The 19,155-nt window shown below is 72.0% G+C and carries 21 protein-coding genes; 14 read left to right on the top strand and 7 right to left on the bottom strand.

Annotation, left to right across the window (positions count from 1 at the left end):
- Positions 1-471: 471 nt before the first annotated feature.
- The 4 genes from BLT59_RS01510 to BLT59_RS01495 all read left to right on the top strand — a co-directional run bounded on the left by BLT59_RS01510 (position 472) and on the right by BLT59_RS01495 (position 4,849).
- Positions 472-1,212: a GntR family transcriptional regulator gene (locus BLT59_RS01510; protein ID WP_091775497.1), complete on the top strand. Its 741-nt coding sequence runs from the start codon at positions 472-474 to the stop codon at positions 1,210-1,212.
- A gap of 86 nt (positions 1,213-1,298) precedes the next feature.
- A complete protein-coding gene (locus BLT59_RS01505) occupies positions 1,299-2,534 on the top strand; it encodes an MFS transporter (RefSeq protein WP_091775494.1) in 1,236 nt (411 codons plus the stop codon).
- 4 nt (positions 2,535-2,538) lie between these two features.
- Positions 2,539-3,450 (top strand): amidohydrolase family protein, encoded by a 912-nt coding sequence (locus BLT59_RS01500; protein ID WP_091775492.1) that lies wholly within the window; start codon positions 2,539-2,541, stop codon positions 3,448-3,450.
- A gap of 40 nt (positions 3,451-3,490) precedes the next feature.
- Positions 3,491-4,849, top strand: coding sequence for an MFS transporter (locus tag BLT59_RS01495; protein ID WP_091775489.1), 1,359 nt, complete (start codon positions 3,491-3,493; stop codon positions 4,847-4,849).
- Positions 4,850-4,866: 17 nt separating this feature from the next.
- Here the strand turns inward: BLT59_RS01495 and BLT59_RS01490 are convergent, their stop codons facing one another.
- Genes BLT59_RS01490 through BLT59_RS01480 form a run of 3 tightly spaced genes read right to left on the bottom strand, consistent with a single transcriptional unit; the run spans position 4,867 to position 7,765 of the window.
- Positions 4,867-5,658 carry an ABC transporter ATP-binding protein gene (locus tag BLT59_RS01490; protein ID WP_091775486.1) on the bottom strand — a complete coding sequence of 264 codons (792 nt, stop codon included), beginning with the start codon at positions 5,656-5,658 and terminating at the stop codon, positions 4,867-4,869.
- Complete coding sequence (locus tag BLT59_RS01485; RefSeq protein WP_091775483.1) at positions 5,652-6,656, bottom strand: ABC transporter permease; 1,005 nt, start codon at positions 6,654-6,656, stop codon at positions 5,652-5,654. Before BLT59_RS01485 ends, BLT59_RS01490 begins: the two co-directional genes overlap by 7 nt.
- Positions 6,657-6,664: 8 nt before the next feature.
- Positions 6,665-7,765 carry an ABC transporter substrate-binding protein gene (locus tag BLT59_RS01480; protein ID WP_091775481.1) on the bottom strand — a complete coding sequence of 367 codons (1,101 nt, stop codon included), beginning with the start codon at positions 7,763-7,765 and terminating at the stop codon, positions 6,665-6,667.
- Positions 7,766-8,254: 489 nt separating this feature from the next.
- Between BLT59_RS01480 and BLT59_RS01475 the strand changes: the two genes are divergently transcribed.
- The 7 genes from BLT59_RS01475 (at position 8,255) to BLT59_RS01445 (ending at position 14,972) form a co-directional block, all read left to right on the top strand.
- Positions 8,255-9,400, top strand: a complete 1,146-nt coding sequence (locus BLT59_RS01475; protein ID WP_091775478.1) for an acyl-CoA dehydrogenase family protein — start codon at positions 8,255-8,257, stop codon at positions 9,398-9,400.
- A gap of 27 nt (positions 9,401-9,427) precedes the next feature.
- Positions 9,428-10,522, top strand: a complete 1,095-nt coding sequence (locus BLT59_RS01470; protein ID WP_091775475.1) for an LLM class flavin-dependent oxidoreductase — start codon at positions 9,428-9,430, stop codon at positions 10,520-10,522.
- A complete protein-coding gene (locus BLT59_RS01465; protein ID WP_091775473.1) occupies positions 10,522-11,460 on the top strand; it encodes an ABC transporter substrate-binding protein in 939 nt (312 codons plus the stop codon). Before BLT59_RS01470 ends, BLT59_RS01465 begins: the two co-directional genes overlap by 1 nt.
- 19 nt (positions 11,461-11,479) lie before the next feature.
- The gene (locus BLT59_RS01460) at positions 11,480-12,010 is read left to right on the top strand and encodes a cupin domain-containing protein (RefSeq protein WP_091775470.1); all 531 of its coding nucleotides are present in this window, start codon (positions 11,480-11,482) and stop codon (positions 12,008-12,010) included.
- Positions 12,011-12,029: 19 nt separating this feature from the next.
- Positions 12,030-13,376: an LLM class flavin-dependent oxidoreductase gene (locus tag BLT59_RS01455; protein WP_091775467.1), complete on the top strand. Its 1,347-nt coding sequence runs from the start codon at positions 12,030-12,032 to the stop codon at positions 13,374-13,376.
- A gap of 77 nt (positions 13,377-13,453) precedes the next feature.
- Positions 13,454-14,074: a hypothetical protein gene (locus BLT59_RS01450; protein WP_091775463.1), complete on the top strand. Its 621-nt coding sequence runs from the start codon at positions 13,454-13,456 to the stop codon at positions 14,072-14,074.
- Positions 14,075-14,576: 502 nt separating this feature from the next.
- The gene (locus tag BLT59_RS01445) at positions 14,577-14,972 is read left to right on the top strand and encodes a response regulator (protein WP_244513779.1); all 396 of its coding nucleotides are present in this window, start codon (positions 14,577-14,579) and stop codon (positions 14,970-14,972) included.
- A 25-nt stretch (positions 14,973-14,997) separates the two neighbouring features.
- Here the strand turns inward: BLT59_RS01445 and BLT59_RS01440 are convergent, their stop codons facing one another.
- Both BLT59_RS01440 and BLT59_RS01435 read right to left on the bottom strand, forming a co-directional pair.
- Positions 14,998-15,858, bottom strand: coding sequence for a metal-dependent phosphohydrolase (locus BLT59_RS01440; protein WP_091775460.1), 861 nt, complete (start codon positions 15,856-15,858; stop codon positions 14,998-15,000).
- A 62-nt stretch (positions 15,859-15,920) separates the two neighbouring features.
- Positions 15,921-16,196 carry a hypothetical protein gene (locus tag BLT59_RS01435; RefSeq protein WP_091775457.1) on the bottom strand — a complete coding sequence of 92 codons (276 nt, stop codon included), beginning with the start codon at positions 16,194-16,196 and terminating at the stop codon, positions 15,921-15,923.
- A 25-nt stretch (positions 16,197-16,221) separates the two neighbouring features.
- Here BLT59_RS01435 and BLT59_RS31075 point away from each other — a divergent pair, with 25 nt between their 5' ends.
- Entirely contained in the window at positions 16,222-16,395 is a 174-nt protein-coding gene (locus BLT59_RS31075) for a hypothetical protein (RefSeq protein ID WP_175543898.1), read from the top strand.
- Between the two features lie 495 nt (positions 16,396-16,890).
- On the top strand, positions 16,891-17,118 hold the full coding sequence (locus BLT59_RS01430; RefSeq protein WP_091775454.1) for a hypothetical protein: 228 nt from the start codon (positions 16,891-16,893) through the stop codon (positions 17,116-17,118).
- A 7-nt stretch (positions 17,119-17,125) separates the two neighbouring features.
- On the opposite strand, the gene BLT59_RS01425 is transcribed toward BLT59_RS01430, so the two are convergent.
- The gene (locus tag BLT59_RS01425; RefSeq protein WP_091775451.1) at positions 17,126-18,094 is read right to left on the bottom strand and encodes a helix-turn-helix domain-containing protein; all 969 of its coding nucleotides are present in this window, start codon (positions 18,092-18,094) and stop codon (positions 17,126-17,128) included.
- 121 nt (positions 18,095-18,215) lie between these two features.
- On the opposite strand from BLT59_RS01425, the gene BLT59_RS01420 reads away from it, so the two are divergent.
- A complete protein-coding gene (locus BLT59_RS01420; protein ID WP_091775447.1) occupies positions 18,216-18,659 on the top strand; it encodes a Ros/MucR family transcriptional regulator in 444 nt (147 codons plus the stop codon).
- A 60-nt stretch (positions 18,660-18,719) separates the two neighbouring features.
- Here the strand turns inward: BLT59_RS01420 and BLT59_RS01415 are convergent, their stop codons facing one another.
- A complete protein-coding gene (locus BLT59_RS01415; protein ID WP_244513778.1) occupies positions 18,720-19,067 on the bottom strand; it encodes a hypothetical protein in 348 nt (115 codons plus the stop codon).
- Between the last annotated feature and the right edge of the window lie 88 nt (positions 19,068-19,155).

Here is a 19,155-nt window from a genome sequence, read left to right as displayed (position 1 = left end):
AGTTCGGAGCCGTGAAGTCTTGTCCGGGCAGGGGCGGCGACCACGAAATAATACCAATGACATTATCGCGATCCGCCAGGACACCGGCAACGCGGAGGCGGCGTGTCGACTCGGCATCGACGCCGGCGCGCTCCCGGTCATTGCCGATCCTCTTGGGGCTGGCGTTCGCGCGTCATGAGCCACGTCTTCTTCGGCGCGGAAGGCCGGTGACGGCTGCTATCGATCAGGGCACGGACCGCGTGTCCGCCGGTGGCGTACCGCCCGCGCCGTTCCCGGAGGCGCTGAGGGTCTTGCGGGCGGCCTGGCTCTGGCTGGCGCAATCCGGAGGCGCGGCTTCGCCTTGCCAGTTCATCAGTCCGGTCCCTGCGGCCATCATCGGCCCTGCGACGCTGTGGATCAGATCCTCGGGGCGGCCTGCCTCAACTCGGTCACCCATTGGCGACGTAGGGCGATAATCATACAGTCATACACATGACCGCTACATCTGCACCGCAGCCCGATCTCCGCTTGCCGCTCTACCAGCGCCTGCGCGACGAGATCGCACATCAGATCGCCCGCAACGTCTGGCGGTCGGGCGATCCGATCCCCACCGAGGCGGAACTGGCGGCCGCCCACCGTGTCGCCATCGGCACGGTGCGCAAGGCGATCGACGTCTTGGTCGCCGACGGCTTGGTGGAGCGCCAGCAGGGCCGCGGCACCTTCGTCCGACGTCCCCGCTTCGATCGGTCCCTGTTCCGATTCTTCCGGCATCTGGGGCCGGACGGCGCTCCGTCGGTCCCCGAGGGGCGGATCCTGCTGCGCGAGGCTTGTGCGGCGCCCGAGACCGTCCGGGCGGCTCTCGGCCTCGACGCGCGCGGCGAGTCGATCCGCCTGATCCGGACGCGGCTTCTGCAGGGCCGCCCGATCCTGGCCGAGGCGATCTGGCTGCCGGCAGGGCGGTTCGCCCCGATACTCAAGGCTCCGCTGGCGGAGATCGGCGATCTCCTCTACCCGGCCTACGAGCGCCTCTGCGGCGAGATCGTCGCCCGGGCCGAAGAGACCCTGACCATCGGCATCGCCGATGCGATGGACGCCGGGCGTCTCGAAATTGCGGAGGGCGATCCCGTCGTCGTCATCGAGCGCCTCGCCTTCGGCTTCGATGCGCGCCCGATCGAGTGGCGGGTGACGCGCGGCGCGGCCAAAGACTTCCGGTATCACGTCGACATCCGCTGAAAGGCGAGCACCTTGACGGGCCGGCGGAGCCATGCTCATTAATTCATATAAATGACTAGTTCTCTTCGGAGAACGGAGGAAAGCCCGTGTTCCGCTGGTACCGACAAGTCGGTCCGGCCGAGCGTCGCACCTTCTGGGGCTGTCTGGGCGGGTGGTCGCTCGACGCCCTGGACGTGCAGATGTTCAGCCTCGCCATCCCCGCGCTGGTCGCGAGCTTCGGGCTCAGCCGCTCGGAGGCCGGCCTGATCGGCGCGGTCACGCTCGTCGCGGCAGCGCTCGGCGGCTGGCTCGGCGGCCTCGCGGCGGACCGGATCGGCCGCGTCCGGGCCCTCCAGATCACGGTGCTGTGGTTCGCGGTCGCGACCTTCCTGGCAGCCTTCGCGCAGAGCTTCACCCAGCTTCTGACCCTGAAGGCGCTGCAGGGGGTCGGCTTCGGCGCCGAATGGGCGGCCGGCGCTGTGCTCATGGCAGAGGCGATCCGGCCCGAGCACCGCGGCAAGGCGCTCGGCGCCGTCCAGGGGGGCTGGGCGCTCGGCTGGGGCGCGGCCGTGCTCCTCTCTACCGCGGCCTTCTCCGTCCTGGATCAGGAGACCGCGTGGCGCGCTCTGTTCGCCTGCGGCCTCGCACCCGCGCTGCTCCTCCTCTACCTCCGCCGCTCCGTGCCGGAGCCGTCCCGATCGGTGGTGGGCCCGGCCCGGCCGCCGGCCGGAGGGCTCGCGATCTTCGCGCCCGGCCTGCGCCGGATCACGGTGCTCGCGACACTGCTCGGCCTGGGCGCCCACGGGGGCTTCCACGCCCTGTTCACGTGGCTGCCCACCTACCTGAGCGTCGAGCGCGGCGCCTCGGTCCTCGGCACCGGGCTCTACCTCGCCATCATCATCGCGGCCTTCGGTCTGGGCTGCCTCGTCGCCGGTGGGCTCGTGGACCGGCTCGGCCGGCGCCGGACGGTGGCGCTCTACGCCGCCAGCTGCATGGCCCTGGTCGTCCTCTACCTGCTGTTGCCGGTCGGCGGCGCGGGCCTGCTCTTCCTCGGCGCGCCCCTCGGCTTCTGCACGGCCGGCATCCCCGCGAGCCTCGCGGCCCTGTTCAGCGAACTCTTCCCGGACGGCCTGCGCGGGACCGGGATGGGCTTCTGCTACAATGCCGGCCGTCTCGCCTCCGGCCTGCTGCCCCTGGGCGTCGGCCTGCTCAGCGAGATCTGCGGCCTCGGCCCGGCGATCGGCCTCTCGGCCCTCGGTGCCTACGGGCTCGTCCTCCTCGCCGTCGCGCTCCTGCCGGATCGGCAGTCCGGCGGCGCGCTGATCCCCCAGACCGTGAGATGATCCGATGAACCGGCGCCTGTTCTGCCGCACCCTGCTCGCGGGCGGCGTCACGCTCGCACTCCCCGCCCGCGGCCGTGCGGCCGAGGCCGGCTCCGCCGCCGACGGCGTGGCCGCGGTGGACACCCACGCCCACGTCTTCACCCGGGCCCTGACCCTCACGGGCGACCGGCGCTACGCCCCCGACTACGACGCCAGCATCGCCGATTACCGCGCCATGCTGGACCGGAACGGCATGGCCCGCGGCGTGCTGATCCAGCCGAGCTTCCTCGGGACCGACAACGGCTACATGGTCTCGGCCCTGCAATCCGCGCCGGAGCGGCTGCGCGGCATCGCCGTGCTGGACCCAGGCGCCGAGACCGCCACCCTGCGCGGCCTCGCCGGGCAGGGCGTCGTCGGCCTGCGCCTCAACCTGATCGGCCGGCCGGACCCGGATTTCGCCGGCCCGGTCTGGCGCGCCCACCTCGCGCGCGTGGCGGATCTCGGCTGGCAGATCGAGGTCCAGGCCGAGGCGCGGCGCCTCGCGCGGCTGCTGCCGCCGCTGGTCGAGGCGGGCGTCCCCGTCGTGGTCGATCATTTCGGCCGGATCGACCCGGCCCTCGGCATCGCCGATCCGGGCTTCGCCGACCTTCTCGGCTTCGGCCGCGGCGGCCGCGTCTGGGTCAAGCTCTCGGGCGCCTACCGCATCGGCAGCGGCGAGGCCGGCCGGCAGACGGCGCTGCAGGCCGCCGAGCGCCTGCGCGGCGCCTTCGGGGCGCGGCGCCTGCTCTGGGGCAGCGACTGGCCGCACACGCAGTTCGAGACCCAGGCCAGCCCCGCCGAGGCCCGGCGCGACCTCGACGCCTGGGTGCCGGACCCGGCCGAGCGCCGGATCGTCCTGGCCGAGACGCCCGCCGAACTCTTCCGCTTCGACCGCTAGGCCGAAGCGGGCCCGCCCGAATTCCAGCGAGGACAGGACCATGGCAACACCGACCACGCCACACGCGGCGGACGCGGCCGCCTTCGAGAGCCGAACGATGCGGAAGGTCGGCCTGCGCCTGATCCCCTTCCTCGTGCTCTGCTACTTCATCGCCTACGTCGACCGGGTGAATGTCGGCTTCGCGGCGCTGACCATGAACCACGATCTCGGTCTCTCCGCCGCGGCCTTCGGCCTGGGCGGCGGCCTGTTCTTCGTGGCCTACGTCCTGTTCGAGGTGCCGAGCAACCTCGCCATGGAGCGCGTCGGCGCGCGGATCTGGATCGCGCGGATCATGATCACCTGGGGGCTCGTCGGCATCGGTTCGGCCTTCGTCACCGGACCGGTCAGCTTCGCCACCGCGCGCTTCCTGCTTGGCGCGGCCGAGGCCGGCTTCTTCCCCGGCGTGATCCTGTACCTGACCTACTGGTTCCCCAAGGCCTACCGGGCGCGGATCGTGGCGATGTTCATGGTCGCGATCCCGCTCTCCAGCTTCTTCGGCTCCCCGCTCTCGGCGGCGCTGCTCACCCTCGACGGCGCCGCCTCCCTGCGCGGCTGGCAGTGGCTGCTGATCATGGAGGCGGTCCCGGCCGTCCTCCTCGGCGTCGCCGCCCTCGCGCTGCTGCCGAGCCGGCCGGCCGAGGCGACCTTCCTGAGCCCGGCGGAGCGCGGCTGGCTGACCGACCGGCTGGAGGCCGAGCGGCGCGCCGCCGAATCGGGCGCCGGGCACCACGCCCACGGCCTCGCGGCGGTCTGGGCGGTGCTCGCGAGCCGGCAGGTCTGGCTGCTGGCCGTGATCTACGCGGGCAGCTCGGCCACCAGCAACACGCTGTCCCTCTGGATGCCGCAGATCCTCAAGGGGTTCGGCCTCAGCAACCTGCAGACCGGCCTGCTGAACATGATCCCGTTCGGAATCGCCTCGGTCTTCATGATCATCTGGGGCCTGCGGGCGGACCGCAGCGGCGAGCGGATCTGGAGCACGGCTCTGCCGCTGGCGCTGACCTCGGTGAGCTTCGCCCTGACGCTGCTGACGGGCTCGCTCTGGATGACCCTGGTCCTGCTCTCGCTGGTCCTGCTCGGCAACTACGCGATCAAGGGTCCGTTCTTCGCCCTGGCGACCGAGACGCTGCCGCCGGCCCAGACGGCCGCCGGCATCGCGGCGATCAACACCCTGGCGCATCTCAGCACCGGGGCGATCACCTCGCTGATCGGCGTGCTGCGCGAGCAGACCGGCAGCTTCCCCGTCGCCCTGCTCCCGCTCTGCGCGCTCACCGGCATCGGCTGCGCCCTGGTCTTCTGGATCGGCCGGCATCAGCCGCGGACGGCGGCCGTCGGGGCGGCCCCGTCGGCGGCGCGGGGCTGAGGCGGCCGAGGCGACTCTCAGGTCGGCTGGCCGAGGATCCCCAGGATCTCCCGGCGCAGCCGCACGATCTCGGAATCGTCGCGGTGGCGCGGGTAGGGCGCCGTGACCGACAGCTCGGCCCGGATCGCGGCCGGGCGGTCGGAGAGCACGATCACGCGCTCGGCCAGCACCAGCGCCTCCTCCACGTCGTGGGTCACGAGGAGCGCGGTGAAGCGCTTCTCCTGCCAGAGCCGCAGGATCTCGGCCTGCATGGCCAGCCGCGTCAGGGCGTCGAGCTTGCCCAGCGGCTCGTCGAGGAGCAGCAGGCGCGGCGCGTTGACGAGCGCCCGGGCGAGGGCCGCCCGCTGCGCCATGCCGCCGGAGAGCTGGTGCGGGTAGACATCCGCGAAGCCGGTCAGGCCGACGAGCCCCAGCGCCTGATCGACAAGGGCCGCCCGCGACCGCCCGACGCCGCGGGCTTCCAGCCCCAGGGCGACGTTGCCGCGCACGGTCCGCCACGGATAGAGGGTCGGATCCTGGAAGACGAGGAGCCGGGACGGGTCCGGGCCCTCCACCAGGTCGCCGTCGACCCGGATCACACCCTGGTCGGGCGGCTCCAGGCCGGCGACGAGCCGCAGCAGGGTGGACTTGCCGCAGCCCGAGGGGCCGAGCAGGGCCACGAAGCCGCCGGGCTCCACGTCGAGGCTCACCCGGTCGAGGACCGGCAGGGGCGCGCCGCGGATCGCGAAGGCGTGGCTAACGGACTCGACCGTCAGGCGGGCCCCGGCCGCCCGGGCCTCCGGGCGTTCGAGGGTCGCGGCGGCTACCATTGCACCAGCCCCTTCTGCCACGCGAGCAGACGGTCGCGCAGGCGGAACAGCAGCGTGATCAGGGAGGAGCACATCAGCGCCATCACGATCAGCGCCGCGTACATGTTGGCGTAGGCGGCCCAGCCCTGGGCCCACTGGAGGTACCAGCCGAGGCCGGACTTCACGCCGAGCATCTCGGCGACGACCAGCACCGCGAAGGAGCCGCCGAGCCCCATGAACAGGCCGACGAAGACGTGCGGCAGCGCCGCCGGGATCGCGACCCGCAGGATCAGGAAGCCGCGCGAGGCGCCGAGCGTCCGCGCCACGTCGAAATAGGCCTTGTTGACCCCCGCCACCCCTGACCAGGTCAGCACCGTGACCGGAAAGCCGGTGGCGAGCGCCACCAGGAAGGTGCTGGCCGACCACGAGGACGGGAAGACGAAGAAGGCGAGGGGCAGCCATGCCGTGGCCGGCAGCGGCCCGACGAAGCGCAGCACCGGATGGGCCCAGTAGCCCACCGCCCGGAACGTGCCGATGGCGACGCCCAGGACGAAGCCGGTCGCCGCCCCGATGGCGTAGCCGCCGGAGAGCAGGATCAGCGAGGCGAGGATGCTGCCGCCGAGCTTCGGCCAGTCGTCGAGGAAGACCTCCAGAATCGCCTGGGGCGGCGGGAAGAACGGCATCGGCAGCAGGGCGAGTTTCGCCGTGACGGCCTCCCAGACCAGCAGCGCCAGCGCCAGCACCGTGAACCAGGGGCTCCCGTACCGCAGCCGCGACCCGAGGGGGCCGAGGCGGGCGGCCACGGGCGCGAGGGCCAGGAGGGCGAGGCCGAGCGCCGCCGCGCCGGACCCGAAGGCCGCGGTCTCGGGCAGGTCGTCGGCCTCGGGCAGGCCGAGGGTCACGCCTGCCAGGGCGAGCCAGGCGGCGCCGGAGAGGACGATCCGCCAGGGCGGCTGCGGCAGCCTTCGGGGCGGGGCTGCGGCCCGCGGGGCGACGCCGGCGGTGATGCTTCCGGACATGGCGCGCCTCAGCTCAGCACGTCGGCGTAGATCCGCTCGGCGAACTTCGCCGTGTCGGTGGACCGCCGCAGGACGTTCACCTGCTTCAGCTCGTCCCCGTAGAGCGCGAGCTGCTGCTTGAGATCCCCGCCGACCGGGCTGTCGCCGTGCTGCTGGCTGCGCAGCATCGCGGCCAGATCGGCGATCGAGCCCTTGCCGCCATAGCCGGAGAAGGCCCGGGCCGCGGCCTCGGGATCCCGGTGGACGGCGTGGCCGCCCTCCAGGATCGCCCGGGTCAACGCGCTCGCCACCGCGCGATCGTTCCGGATCAGGCTACCGCGGGCCGCCACGACGCAGCAGGTCCGGCCGGCGTACTCGCCCGAGAGGTTGGTGGCGACCTCGGTGAAGCGCGGGTCCTTCAGCCAGATCCAGGTCCGCGGGTCGGAATCGGCCAGCGCCTGCGCCTCGCCCTTCTCCACCGCGAGGTTCAGCAGGTCGGCCGGGTATTGCCGCCACTCCACCCCGCTCTCCGGATCGATCCCCGCCTTGGCGAGCAGCAGGCCGAAGAAGTTCTTGGCCGGGCTCGCCTGATCGCTGATCGCGATGGTCTTGCCCTTCAGTCCGGCGATGTCGGCGATGCCGGAGGACTTGGCGCTGAGCAGCCGCAGGCAGCCGCCGTGCAGGCCCGCGGTGATCTTGACGTCGAAGCCCTGTTCCAGGGGCTTGAGCCAGCGCAGGGCCATGCCGATCCCGGCATCGGCCTTGCCCGTCGCGATCGCCTCCAGCAGCGCCTCCGTCGAGCCGCCGAAATTGACGAACTCCACGTCGAGGCCGTGCCGGGCGAAGATCCCCTGCTCCTTGGCGAGCGGCGCGGCGGCCGTGCAGATGGCCGTGGCGTTCCAGGCCAGCTTGACCGGCCGGAGCGGCCCCGCGGGCGCCTCCGCGGCGGCGGGCCGGCAGAGCGGGCCGGGATCGAACGGCGCCCCCGGGCCGGGCGCCCAGGCGCGACTGGTGCCCATGCCGAGGCCGAGCGGCAGCGCGGCGGCCGCGGCGCCGACCTGGAGCAGGCGCCGCCGGGAGAGCGACGGGCTGGAGGAGGGGCTGCCCGGTTGGGAGGGCGCGTCGGTCATCTCGGGTCTCCGGGCCGCGCGACTGCGCGGCGGGAACGGCGCACGTCACCGCCCCGGCCGCGCGACCGGGCGGATCTGGCGTCCGCATCGTTGGGGAATGATCCGTCGAGGGATCAGGGGTCCGAGTATTCGATCGCAGGTGGACCGAGTCAACGAAAGCGTATCCTCTATTTCTCCGGTATCGGACAATATCGTTCACGCTCCGGCCGGCGGCGACAGCGCTTTATCGCTGCTTCCCATCGGCGGGGCGGCGCTCGTCGGTCTCTCCGCACCAGGACTTCGATCGATGATCGGGAGAACGATTGCTCGCCATCCCTGGGGGTGGAAACACGTTCTTCTCCACCGGTCGAAGATGCTGCATCATCCTCCTGCGGGATGAGCAATATTCGGAACCACATTTCGTTGACGCGACCCCGGGCGCGGGCGGACGATCGCGGCTTCCGGGATCGCGCCGCGCGGTCGCCCGCAGACCACGCCGCCGAACGCCCCATGACCGTCGCCGTCCCGCCTCCCGACATCGTCAGCAGCCTCGCCGGCCGCCTCGCCGAAGCCGCGGCCCGCCACGACCGGGCCGGCACCTTCCCGCACGACTCCCTCGCGGCGTTGCGGGAGGCTGGGCTCCTGGCCCTCACCGTACCGCGGCGTCTCGGCGGCGGCGGTGCGGGTCTGGCGCGGGCCGCCGCGGTGGTGCGCGCGCTCGGCGCCGCCGACCCGGCGACCGCCCTGGTCGTGGCGATGCAGTATCTCCAGCACGGGCTGATCCACCGGCCCGACGCCCCGTGGCCGCGCGCGCTCGCCGACGCGGTCGGCGCGGCGGCGGTGGCCCGGGGGGCGCTGATCAACGCCCTGCGGGTCGAGCCCGAACTCGGGACGCCCTCGCGGGGCGGCCTGCCCGCCACGGTCGCCCGCCGCGACGGCGCGGGCTGGCGGATCTCCGGGCACAAGATCTACGCGACCGGGTCGCCGGGGCTCGCCTACGGCCTCGTCTTCGTCCGGACCGACGAGGCGGAGCCGCGCACCGGCAACGTCCTGGTGCCGTTCGACGCGCCGGGCATCCGCATCGCGGAGAGCTGGGACCATCTCGGTTTGCGCGCCTCCGGCAGCCACGACGTCTACTTCACGGACGTGCCAATCCCCGGGGACCACGCGGTCGACCTGCGGCCGCCGGGCGGCTGGTCGGGGCCCGATCCCTGGCAGCAGGCCTGGAGCTGCACCCTGCTCGCCGCCCTCTACGACGGCGTGGCCCGGGCGGCGCAGGACTGGTTCATCGGCTTCCTGCGGGCGCGCCGGCCCGGCAGCCTCGGGGCGCCGCTCGCGAGCCTGCCGCGCTTCCACGAGGCGGTCGGCGAGAACGAGCGGCGGCTCGCTGTCAACGCCCGCCTCGTCGCCGGACTCGCGGCCGAGGTCGACGCGGGCCATCCGCCGCTGCCGCGCGAGTCCGGCTTCGTGAAGCTCACCGTCACGGAGAACGCCATCGCGGCGGTCCAGCGCGCCGCGGAGCTGTGCGGCAATGCCGGCCTGTCCCGGGCGAACCCGCTGGAGCGGCACCTGCGCGACGTCCTGTGCGCGCGCATCCACTGGCCCCAGGCCGACGCCGTCCACGGCGCCGCCGGCCGGGCCGCCCTCGGCGCCTGACCCCGCCCGCGACCCGGAGATCGCCTCATGAGCCTGCTTCCCCCCGATTCCGTCGAGTTCATCGGCTTCGTCGCGCCCCGCCACACCTCCGAGATCCACCCGGCCGCGGGGCCGTCCATCGACCGCGACTACCTGAAGCTCCTGGCGCAGGCGCACGAATGGGGCGGGTTCGACCGGGTGCTGGTGGCCTTCCACGCGACCACGCCGGACGCGCTCCTGCTCGCCGGGCAGGTCGCCGCCGTGACCGAGCGGCTGGGGCTGATGATCGCCCACCGCACCGGCTTCACGGCGCCGACCGTGGCGGCGCGGCAATTCGCGACCCTCGACCAGCTCACCGGCGGCCGGGTCGCGATCCACGTGATCAGCGGCGGCGACGACCGGGAACTCGCCCAGGACGGCGACCACCTCACCAAGGACGAGCGCTATGCCCGCACCCGAGAGTTCCTCGACATCGTCCGGCAGAGCTGGACCGCCGCGGCGCCGTTCGACTACGCGGGCGATTTCTATCGGGTGGAGCGCGGCTTCTCCGAGGTGAAGCCGGTGGACGCGATCCCGGTCTATTTCGGCGGCGCCTCGCCGGCGGCGCTGGCGGTAGCCGGCCGCCACGCCGACACCTACGCCCTCTGGGGCGAGACGCACGCGCAGGTCGCCGAGCTGATCGGCCAGGTGCGGGCGGCGGCGGCGCCCCACGGCCGGGCGCCGCGCTTCAGCCTGTCGGTCCGGCCGATCCTGGCCGAGACCGAGGCGCGCGCCTGGGAGCGCGCCGAGGACATCCTGGCCCGGACCCGGGCCATCCGGGCCGCTAAGGGCCTCGGCCCGGCCGCGACGCCGCAGAACGAGGGCTCGAGGCGGCTCCTCGCGGCGGCCGCCGCGGGGCCGCGCCACGACAAGCGCCTGTTCACCGCCATCGCGGCCGAGACCGGGGCGGCGGGCAACTCGACCGCCCTGGTCGGCACACCCGAGCAGGTCGCCGACGCCCTGCTCGACTACCATGACCTGGGCGTGCGGACCTTCCTGATCCGCGGCTTCGACCCGCTGGAGGACGCGCTCCAGTACGGCCGGGCGCTGCTGCCCGCCTTCCGGGACACCCTCAGGCGCCGCGGCGCCGCCGAGGCCGCCTGATGCGTGCCGTCATCCTGACCCTGCTGGCGCTCCTGGCGGTCTGGCCCGCGCGCGCCCAGGATGTGCTGCGGGTCGGCGACCAGCGCGGCAATGCCCGCGCGCTTATGGAGGCGGCCGGCGTGCTCGACGGGCTGCCCTACCGCCTCGACTGGAGCGAGTTCCCGGCGGCCGCGCCCCTGCTCGAGGCGCTGAACGCCGGCGCGATCGACGCGGGCGGCGTCGGCGACGCGCCCTTCACCTTCGCGGCCGCCGCCGGGGTGCCGGTCAAGGCCTTCCTGGCCTTCCGCAACCGGCAGGACGGGCTGGCGATCCTGGTCCTGAGGGATTCGCCCCTCCGCACGGTGGCTGACCTGAAGGGCAGGCGCGTCGCGACGAACCGCGGCTCGATCGGCCATCAGGTCGTCCTGGCGGCGCTGGAGGAGGCGGGGCTCCCCGCCGACAGCGTGACCTTCAGCTTCCTGCCGCCGGCCGACGCCAAGATCGCGCTCGCCTCCGTGGCGGTCGACGCCTGGGCGACCTGGGAGCCCTACACCTCCACGGCGGAGCTCGCCGGCCTCGTCCGGGTGATCCGCGACGGCAACGGCATCACCCCGGGCCTGACCTTCGCGGTGGCGAGCGACGACGCGATCCGGACCAAGCGGGCGCTGCTCGCCGATTTCGGCGCGCGCCTCGCTCGCGCCCGCGCCTGGGCCCTGAAGGACCCGGCGCCCTACGCGGCCGTCTGGTCGAAGCTCATCGGCCTGCCGGAGGCGGTGCCGCTGCGCTGGTTCGGCCGCGCCGCCTACCGGGCCGTCCCGATCGACGCGTCCGTGATCGCCGACGAGCAGCGCAACATCGATCTCTACGTCCGCGCCGGGCTGATTCCGAAGGCCCGCGCGCCGCGGGCCGAGGCGATCCTCGATCCAAGCGTCTCGCAAACCGGCGCCGCCGTGCAATGATGGCGCTGGAGGACTCGACATGCACGACCACGGCGACGACCACGGCCACGCGCACGATCATGCGCATGACCATACCCACGACCACGGCGCGTCCGAGCGCTGGAAGCACGACGGCGTGCGGGTGATCCCCGGCGACCGGCTCGATTCCAACACCGCGCAGACGCCCGGCATGTTCCGGCAGGCGGCGATCAACGCTGCCCGGGTCGGCGCCCAGAAGATCTGGGCCGGAACGGTGGCGATCCAGCCCGACGCCAAGACCGGCGTGCACCATCACGGCGAACTGGAGAGCGTGATCTACGTGGTCTCGGGCCGCGCCCGGATGCGCTGGGGCGACAGGCTCGAATACGTCGCCGAGGCCGGACCGGGCGACTTCATCTTCGTGCCGCCCTTCGTGCCGCACCAGGAGATCAACGCCTCGACCGACGAGCCCCTGCACTGCGTGCTGGTTCGCTCCGACAACGAGGCGGTGGTGGTCAACCTGCCCGACGTCGAGGCCGCCGAGGCGCCCGAGACCGTGTACTGGGTCGACCCGATCCACAAGCATCCGTGAGAGACCGGAGACGACAGCGATGAGCCGGGACCGCCAGCTGCATCTCGGCGCCTTCATGCGCCCGGTCGGCATCCACACCGCGTGGTGGCGCTATCCGGGCGGCTACCCGGACGCGAACTTCAACTTCGAACACCTGGCGCACTTCGCCCGGCGGCTGGAGGCCGCGAAGTTCGACGCGTTCTTCATGGCCGACCATCTGGCGGTGATGAACATGCCCCCGGCGGCCCTGCGCCGCTCGGCCACCGTGACGTCGTTCGACCCGCTGACCCTGCTGCCGGCGATCGCCGTGCTCACCCAGCGGATCGGCCTGATCGCCACCGCGTCGACCACCTACAACGAGCCCTACCACGTGGCCCGCAAGTTCGCCTCCCTCGACCACATCTCGAAGGGGCGGGCCGGCTGGAACCTCGTCACCTCCGGCAACCCGGACGAGGCCCTGAACTTCGGCCGCGACGCGCATCTGGAGCACGCCATCCGCTACGCCCGGGCGCGCGAGTTCTTCGACGTGGTGACCGGCTTGTGGGATTCCTTCGCCGACGACGCCTTCACGATGGATCCGGAGAGCGGCCTGTTCTTCGACCCGGCGAAGATGCACGTCCTCGACCACCGCGGCGATTTCCTGAAGGTGAAGGGCCCGCTCAACGTCGCCCGGCCGGTGCAGGGCTGGCCGGTGATCGTCCAGGCCGGCGCCTCCGAGGCCGGCAAGCAGATCGCCGCCGAGACCGCCGAGATGGTGTTCGGCGCAGGCTCGACCCTGGAGGCGGCGCGGGCCTTCTACGCCGACGTGAAGGGCCGGATGCCGGCGGCGGGGCGCGACCCGGACCAGCTCAAGATCCTGCCCGGCTGCTTCGTCGTGCTGGGAGAGACCGAGGCGGAGGCGCAGGCCAAGAAGGCGCGCCTCGACGACCTCGTCCATCCCGACAGCGGGCTCGCCAACCTCTCGGTCCGCCTCGGCGTCGACGCCACGGGCTTCGACCTCGACGCGCCGCTGCCGGAACTCCCGGAGAGCAACGCCAGCAAGAGCGGGCAGGCCCAGATCGTCGACTACGCCCGGCGCACGGGGGCGACCGTGCGGGAGCTCGCCCGCAAGGTCGGCGGCTACGGCGGCCTGCAGATGGTCGGCACGCCCGCCCAGGTCGCCGACCGGATGGAGGAATGGCTGGAGACCCGCGCCTGCGACGGCTTCAACGTGATGTTCCCGTTCGTGCCCGAGGGTCTCGACGACGTCGTCGACCGGCTGGTGCCGGAGCTGCAGCGGCGCGGGCTGTTCCGCCGTGACTACTTGGGGACGACGCTGCGCGACCATCTCGGCCTCGCGCGGCCGGCCAACCGCTTCTTCGCGCCGAACGCTGCACAACGCGCCTGAGTGCGGGCGGGGGCCGAACAACGCCAGGCGCTTCGGGTTGGACCACAGGTAATCCCATACGTCTGGAGGAAACCTGCATGCGTCAGTTCAACCTGCTCGGCGGGGCCGCGGCCCTGACCGCTCTCACCCTGATTCCGGCCGTCTCCCTCGCCCAGGAGGGGGGGCCCTGCACGGATGCCATCGCCCAGCTGAGGCGGGACATGGGCAACCAGGTCGGGATGGGGGCGCCGACATCCGAGCCGGATTACGGCCAGCGCAAGGGGCCGGAGAACGGCGGGAGTCAGCAGACGGCCAGCACGACGGGCAGCACGGCGAAGCCGGTCGGCACGCCCGACACGGACCGCGCCCAGAAGGGCGGCGCCTCGCGCGAGAGCGGCGGCACGCCCGGCACCGTCGGCGGGGTGTCGGGACCGGTCGGGTCCGCCAGCGGGAAGGGGCCGGCCGACGACGTCGCCAGCGGCCGGATCGCGACGTCGCCGGATGATGTCCGCCGGCAATCCGAGAACCGGCCGACGGCGGCCGCTGCGGCGGCGCAGGGCGGCGACGCCAAGGCCTCGCCGGGTCTCGCGTCGGAGGACAAGGTCTCGCAGGCCAAATCGTCCTTACAGCGTGCCGTCGACCTCAACGCGAAGGGCGACCAGAGCTGCCGGGATGCCGTCCAGGAAGCTCGCAACCTGCTACCCCATTCGGGTCGCTGAGGGTGCGACGCCAGGGCTGACACAGGTGAGTTCGCCCCGGATCAACCGGTGACATGATCGGTCCACCGGCGGCTCGCCGTCGGTGTGGCCCCACCTCGACGTTCCTCCAAAACAGCCGGGTGGGGCCACGATTCGGGAGCCGGAGAGGTCGAGCCCGGCGCCCAGCCGGCAGACCCGCCACGATCGCGGAACGGCACAACGTCCACAAGCAGGTCAACGGCTGGTTCTGCCAGTCGGCGGTCAGGCTCGGCGACGGTCCGGCTACCACTACGAAGGAGATAACGGCCTGGAAGGCCGCGCAGGCCGAGGTGCTGCGCGTTCAGGAGGAGATGGGACAGGTCAAGGTCCACGAGAGCGACAGGAAGCTCTGGCCTACGCGCTGGAGGCCGACGTCGACTACACCCTTGGCGCCGACGGCCTGCGCTGCCGGATCGAGATGCCGGTCGCCTGAACGGGCCGAACTTCCAGTTGTTTGGCGCGGTTGTGCAACGGTGACCCCGCCATGATGGGAGGGATCGGGTCCGACCCTGTTCCCCCGCTCGCCGGATGCGGTGTCCTCGTCGTCGAGGACGGGTATCTCATCGCCAGCGAGGTCAAGCGCTGGTTGCGCAGCGCCGGGGCCGAGGTGATCGGTCCGGTTCCGCGCGCCGATCTGGCCCGGGACCTGATCGCGGAGCAGCAGCTCGACGCCGCGGTACTCGACGTGAATCTGGGTGACGGGGATACCGCCTATCCGGTCGCCACCAAGCCGAATGTGCTCGGCGCGCCGTTCCTGTTCGCCACGGGCGATGTGCGGGTCTCGGGCGCCTCGGCCGGATCCCGGCGTCGCATCCTGGAGAAGCCGTTCGTGGCGGCTGAGCTGGTCCGGGTCCTGCCCGAACTCGTCGCGGCCCGCTGAGGCGGCCCCGATGCGCGGGGCCGCCTCAGATCGGGCCCGGTCCGGGATGCGGGCCCATGCGGCGGCGATCGTGCTCGATGGCGAAGACATGGGCGTAGAGGTTGGCGACCCAGCCCCGGCCCTCGACCGTCAGGTCGAGGAAACGGATCCCGTCGCCGATGACGGGCTCGATCTTGCCCCAGAAGAAGGACGGGTAACGCTCCGCGAGATCGGCCGGGCTGTCGTAGCCGAGTTCCGCGTTGACGCCGATCTCGGCGAATTCGTGGAACAGGGCGTTCAATTTGCGCGGGTAGAGCGGGTCGCCGAGCTGGCCGATCAGGTCGGCCGCTCGCAACAGGCCGGCCTCGGTCGCGGTTTCGCGATGCGCGTCGTCTTCCGGCACCGGGAAGCGGGTCAGCTCGATCGCCCGGATGACCCGGGCCGCGTCGACGAGATCGTGCGTGCCGAAGCGCTCCTGCACCGCCAGTTTCGAGCGCTCGACGTGGTAGGGTGCCAGCGCCGCATCCGAGGCGCCGCGGGGTAGGCTCACGGTCGTTCCCTGCGCGTCGATGACGAAGGCCCGCGCCCGATCCCCCGCGCAGACGCCGCGCACGTAGCCGATGTCGTGATAGAGGGCGGCCAGGATCATGTGCAGCCAGTCTTCCGGCGTGATGCCCTCCTGCAGGAAACGGCCGCGCAGGATGTCCTGGGCGACCAGGGTGACGAGGGCGGTATGGTCGCCGTCATGGTAGAGGGCGTCGCTCCCGACGATCCGCTCGATTGTCAGGCGCGCCGCAGCCTCGATGATCTCGGCGTAGCGCGGCTCCCGGCTGCCGAAGGTGCGCTGGTAGGTGTGGGCCAGGTGCTCGCCGAGGGCGTCGGCGAGCATCTTGGTCGCGTCGAACATGGTGGGTCCTCGCCGTCAGCGGCGGCGGCGGGCGGCGACGCGCCCGGCCGGGTCGATGGAGATCACGCGGATCGCTCCCCGCGATGGACGAGCCGCTCCTCGAGATAGGCGGCCGCATCCGCGTAGAGTTCGTAGCGGCGCAGCAGCACCGCGCGCTTGCCGGGCTCCGTCACCGCCGCGAGCTTGCCGTGAGCCTTGTCGGCTCGGGCGCGCATCTTCCGGGCGAGCTTCTCGAACGCCGCGTCAATCCGCGCGCCGGCCTTCTCGCCCTCGGCCCGCGCCGGATCCGGCTCGTCCCGCGGACGCTTCGGCGCGATCCTCGTCGCTTGTCCAGCCATGACGCATCTCCGGTCGCCGTGATCGGTGGCGAAACCGTATGACGGAACGATCACGGGCGCGACACCGGATCGGCCGGCAGCGGCTCTGACCTCACATCCCTTCGCCCGGACGCTGATCGATCAGCCCGGGGCCGATGCCGCGCTGCGCCCGGCCGCGCGCCGCTCCGCCATCCTGCTGGCGGAGCCGGAGCGGATCTGACCGGATCGGCCGATCGTCACGCGACTGTCACGGTTGGGGTGGCACGTCGCCGCCACGGCGAACCTCCCGACCCTATGCCGTCACTCCGCCCGCCCGGTCCTGCCGCGGCGGGCTTTTGTCCGTCCGGCTGCCGCCGGATCCTACGTCGAAAACGGTACGCCTGCAGATCTTCCTCGGCACGGCGGCTCGGATGTATCGTCAGACGATCACGCGGCGGATCAACGGCGTGCCGCCACGGTGAACGGTTGGTTTACCCAAACCGCACAATTGCGTCGACCGCCTCGATCCGGGCGTGATCGGCCGGCGTTCTACGGGCAGTTCCACCGGAGACGTGCTGCCATGCTGATCCTGAATCCGCTGACCGGACAGATGGTCGAGGTGTGCGTGCCCCGGCCGAAGCCGAAGACCGCCTGAGTGCATCGCACGCTCGGCTGCCGATCACCGTCCCAGCACGTCCGCCGCACAGGCGGCGTGCCGTTCCAGCCCGCTAGACCCATGATGCAGTCCGACCTCGACCGACCTGCCGAACTGACCCTCTGGCCGGGCTCCGCGCCCGCCCGGGTCGCCGCGTTACACAGCTTCCCCACGCTGCGGGCTGCGCTGGCCGCTGCGGCTGCGGCGATCGACGCCGAGGATGCCAATCCCTGGATCATCACCGAGGGCGGCGACATCCTCGCCCCGGGATGGATCCGGGCGAATTCCGCGAGCGCCCGCCCGCAGTAGCGGGCCGTCAGCAGATGATCTCGGGCGCCCCCCGGTTGCGGCAACGGTATTCGCTGGGTGAGATCCCGTAGCTTTCTTTGAAGCGTCGGCTGAAGTGGCTCTGGGTGCTGAAACCGCAATTATAAGCCAGTTCTCCGACGGACAGATGGGCGAAGCCGGGATCGGTGAGCCGCTGCGCGGCGATCTCCAGTCGCCGCCGCCAGATCCAGTCGGCGATATTGCGGTCCTGCTCGCGGAACAGCGCCTGGAGGTGGCGCAGGGACACGCCGACGGCCGCCGCGAGCCGGGCAGGGTCGAGGTTCACGTCGCCGAGATGCGCCTCGATATGGGCCAGGGCGCGCTGGAAGATGAGGATGCCCTGGATGTTCCTGGGTGTCTCGTGGGCAAGGCGCTCCGCGATGCTCGCCACGATGAGATCGATGCCGATGGACGACAGGCGGTTGGACATGTCCGGCGTCAGCCGGCCCGCCATACGGACCAGCTCCTGGAAGAAGGTCGTCACCATCGACGTGCCGACTTGGTCCGCGCCGATCGTCAGGGCGGTGAAGCGGCGCGTCGAGCCGAGCGCCCGTTCCAGGCACTCGCGCGGCAATTCGACGAACAGCGTCTGCGTGTCGATATCGGATCCCATCGTCGCCGGCCGCCGGTCCATCACGACGATGTCGCCGGGATGCTGGATCGCGGTGCGATCGTCTTGCGCGCAGAACACGCGGCCCTTCAGCGTGATCGCGACGTTCAACGTCTCGTATTTGCCGTGCTGGCGGATCGTATTCGGGGTCGCAACGGTCGTGACGGCGCTTTGCGTGATGCGCGTCATCAGCAGGGGGCCGACCTCGGCGGCCTCCAGGGTCCCGGCGAATCCGTGTGCGGCGGCCGGGGTAAGTTCGACCGGCACGATCCGCTCGAAGATCGTCTCGCGCCAGAGGCGGAAACTGTCTTTCGGCTTGTAATCCGCCGTCGAGAACAAAGTCCTCATCGCAAGTTCTTGTATTCGTGCTTCTGCGTGCGCGCTCGGGAAAACGGTAGCACGCTCTCAGGCAAGCGCAATGGCGCAGACCAACTTATGACGGTTCTCGCCCCCTTCAGGAGACCAGAACGTGTCCGCACCGACCCCCGTCAGCCCCCAATCCAAAATCGCGCTGACTGCCGGGCTGGTCGTCGCCTATGTATCGAACAATCGGGTGCCCGCCACCGAGCTGCCGATCCTGATCGCGCATTGTCACGACGCGATCGCCGCGCTGGCGGCCGGCCGAGACGTGTCGCCGGACGCCGTGACGGATCTGCCGGTGCGGCGCGACCGGCCAAGCGCGGCGCAGATCCGCACGTCGATCCGGCCCGACGGAATCGTGAGCTTCATCGACGGGCGCGTCTACAAGACGCTCAAGCGTCACCTCACGGCCCACGGGCTGCACCCGCAGAGTTATCGCGAGCGCTACGGTCTGCCGGCCGATTACCCGATGGTCGCACAGGAATATGCTGCCCGTCGGTCCGCGCTGGCGCGCTCGATCGGGCTCGGCGTGTCAAGCGACCGCGCCGCCTGACCCGACGGGTCTCGGCCGGCAGCCGCGGATTCGCTTTCGTCTCCGCTGGCGCACCGCCGTTCAGGCGGCCGCGCGCCGGTCGTTCGGCAGCAGGTCCCGGCTGGCCTGCTCGATCCGTTTCAGCCAGTCCTCGGCCGACTCCGCCCGCAGGTTGGCAGCCTCGGCGCGCGCCTCCGCCTCCCGGACACGCGCGCCGGCCCGCGTCTCGATCGCGCGGACCTGCACGGCCGCCTGGGCCTGCGCCTCCTGCAGAAGCGCCCTCAAGCTCTGGATCTCCTGCCGGGCCGCCTCCAGATCCCCAGCCAGCGCTTCGCAGGTGGTGGATTGCTGGCGCAGGCGCTGATCCTGCTCCTGGGCCCCGACGCTCGCGGCCGACAGCGTGTCCGGGACCTTGGTCCAGTCGGCCACCGGCCTCGACGGGGATTCGCAAGAGGATGCGGCTGGCGCTGCGGGGAGCGCAGCCGGCTTCGGCGCGCCGGCCGTCCCGAGCCGGTCG

The sequence above is a fragment of the Methylobacterium sp. UNC378MF genome (genome assembly GCF_900103195.1).
GTDB lineage: Bacteria > Pseudomonadota > Alphaproteobacteria > Rhizobiales > Beijerinckiaceae > Methylobacterium.
The sequence above is the reverse complement of the archived record's forward strand: the minus strand, read 5'-3'. Positions and strand labels throughout refer to the sequence as shown.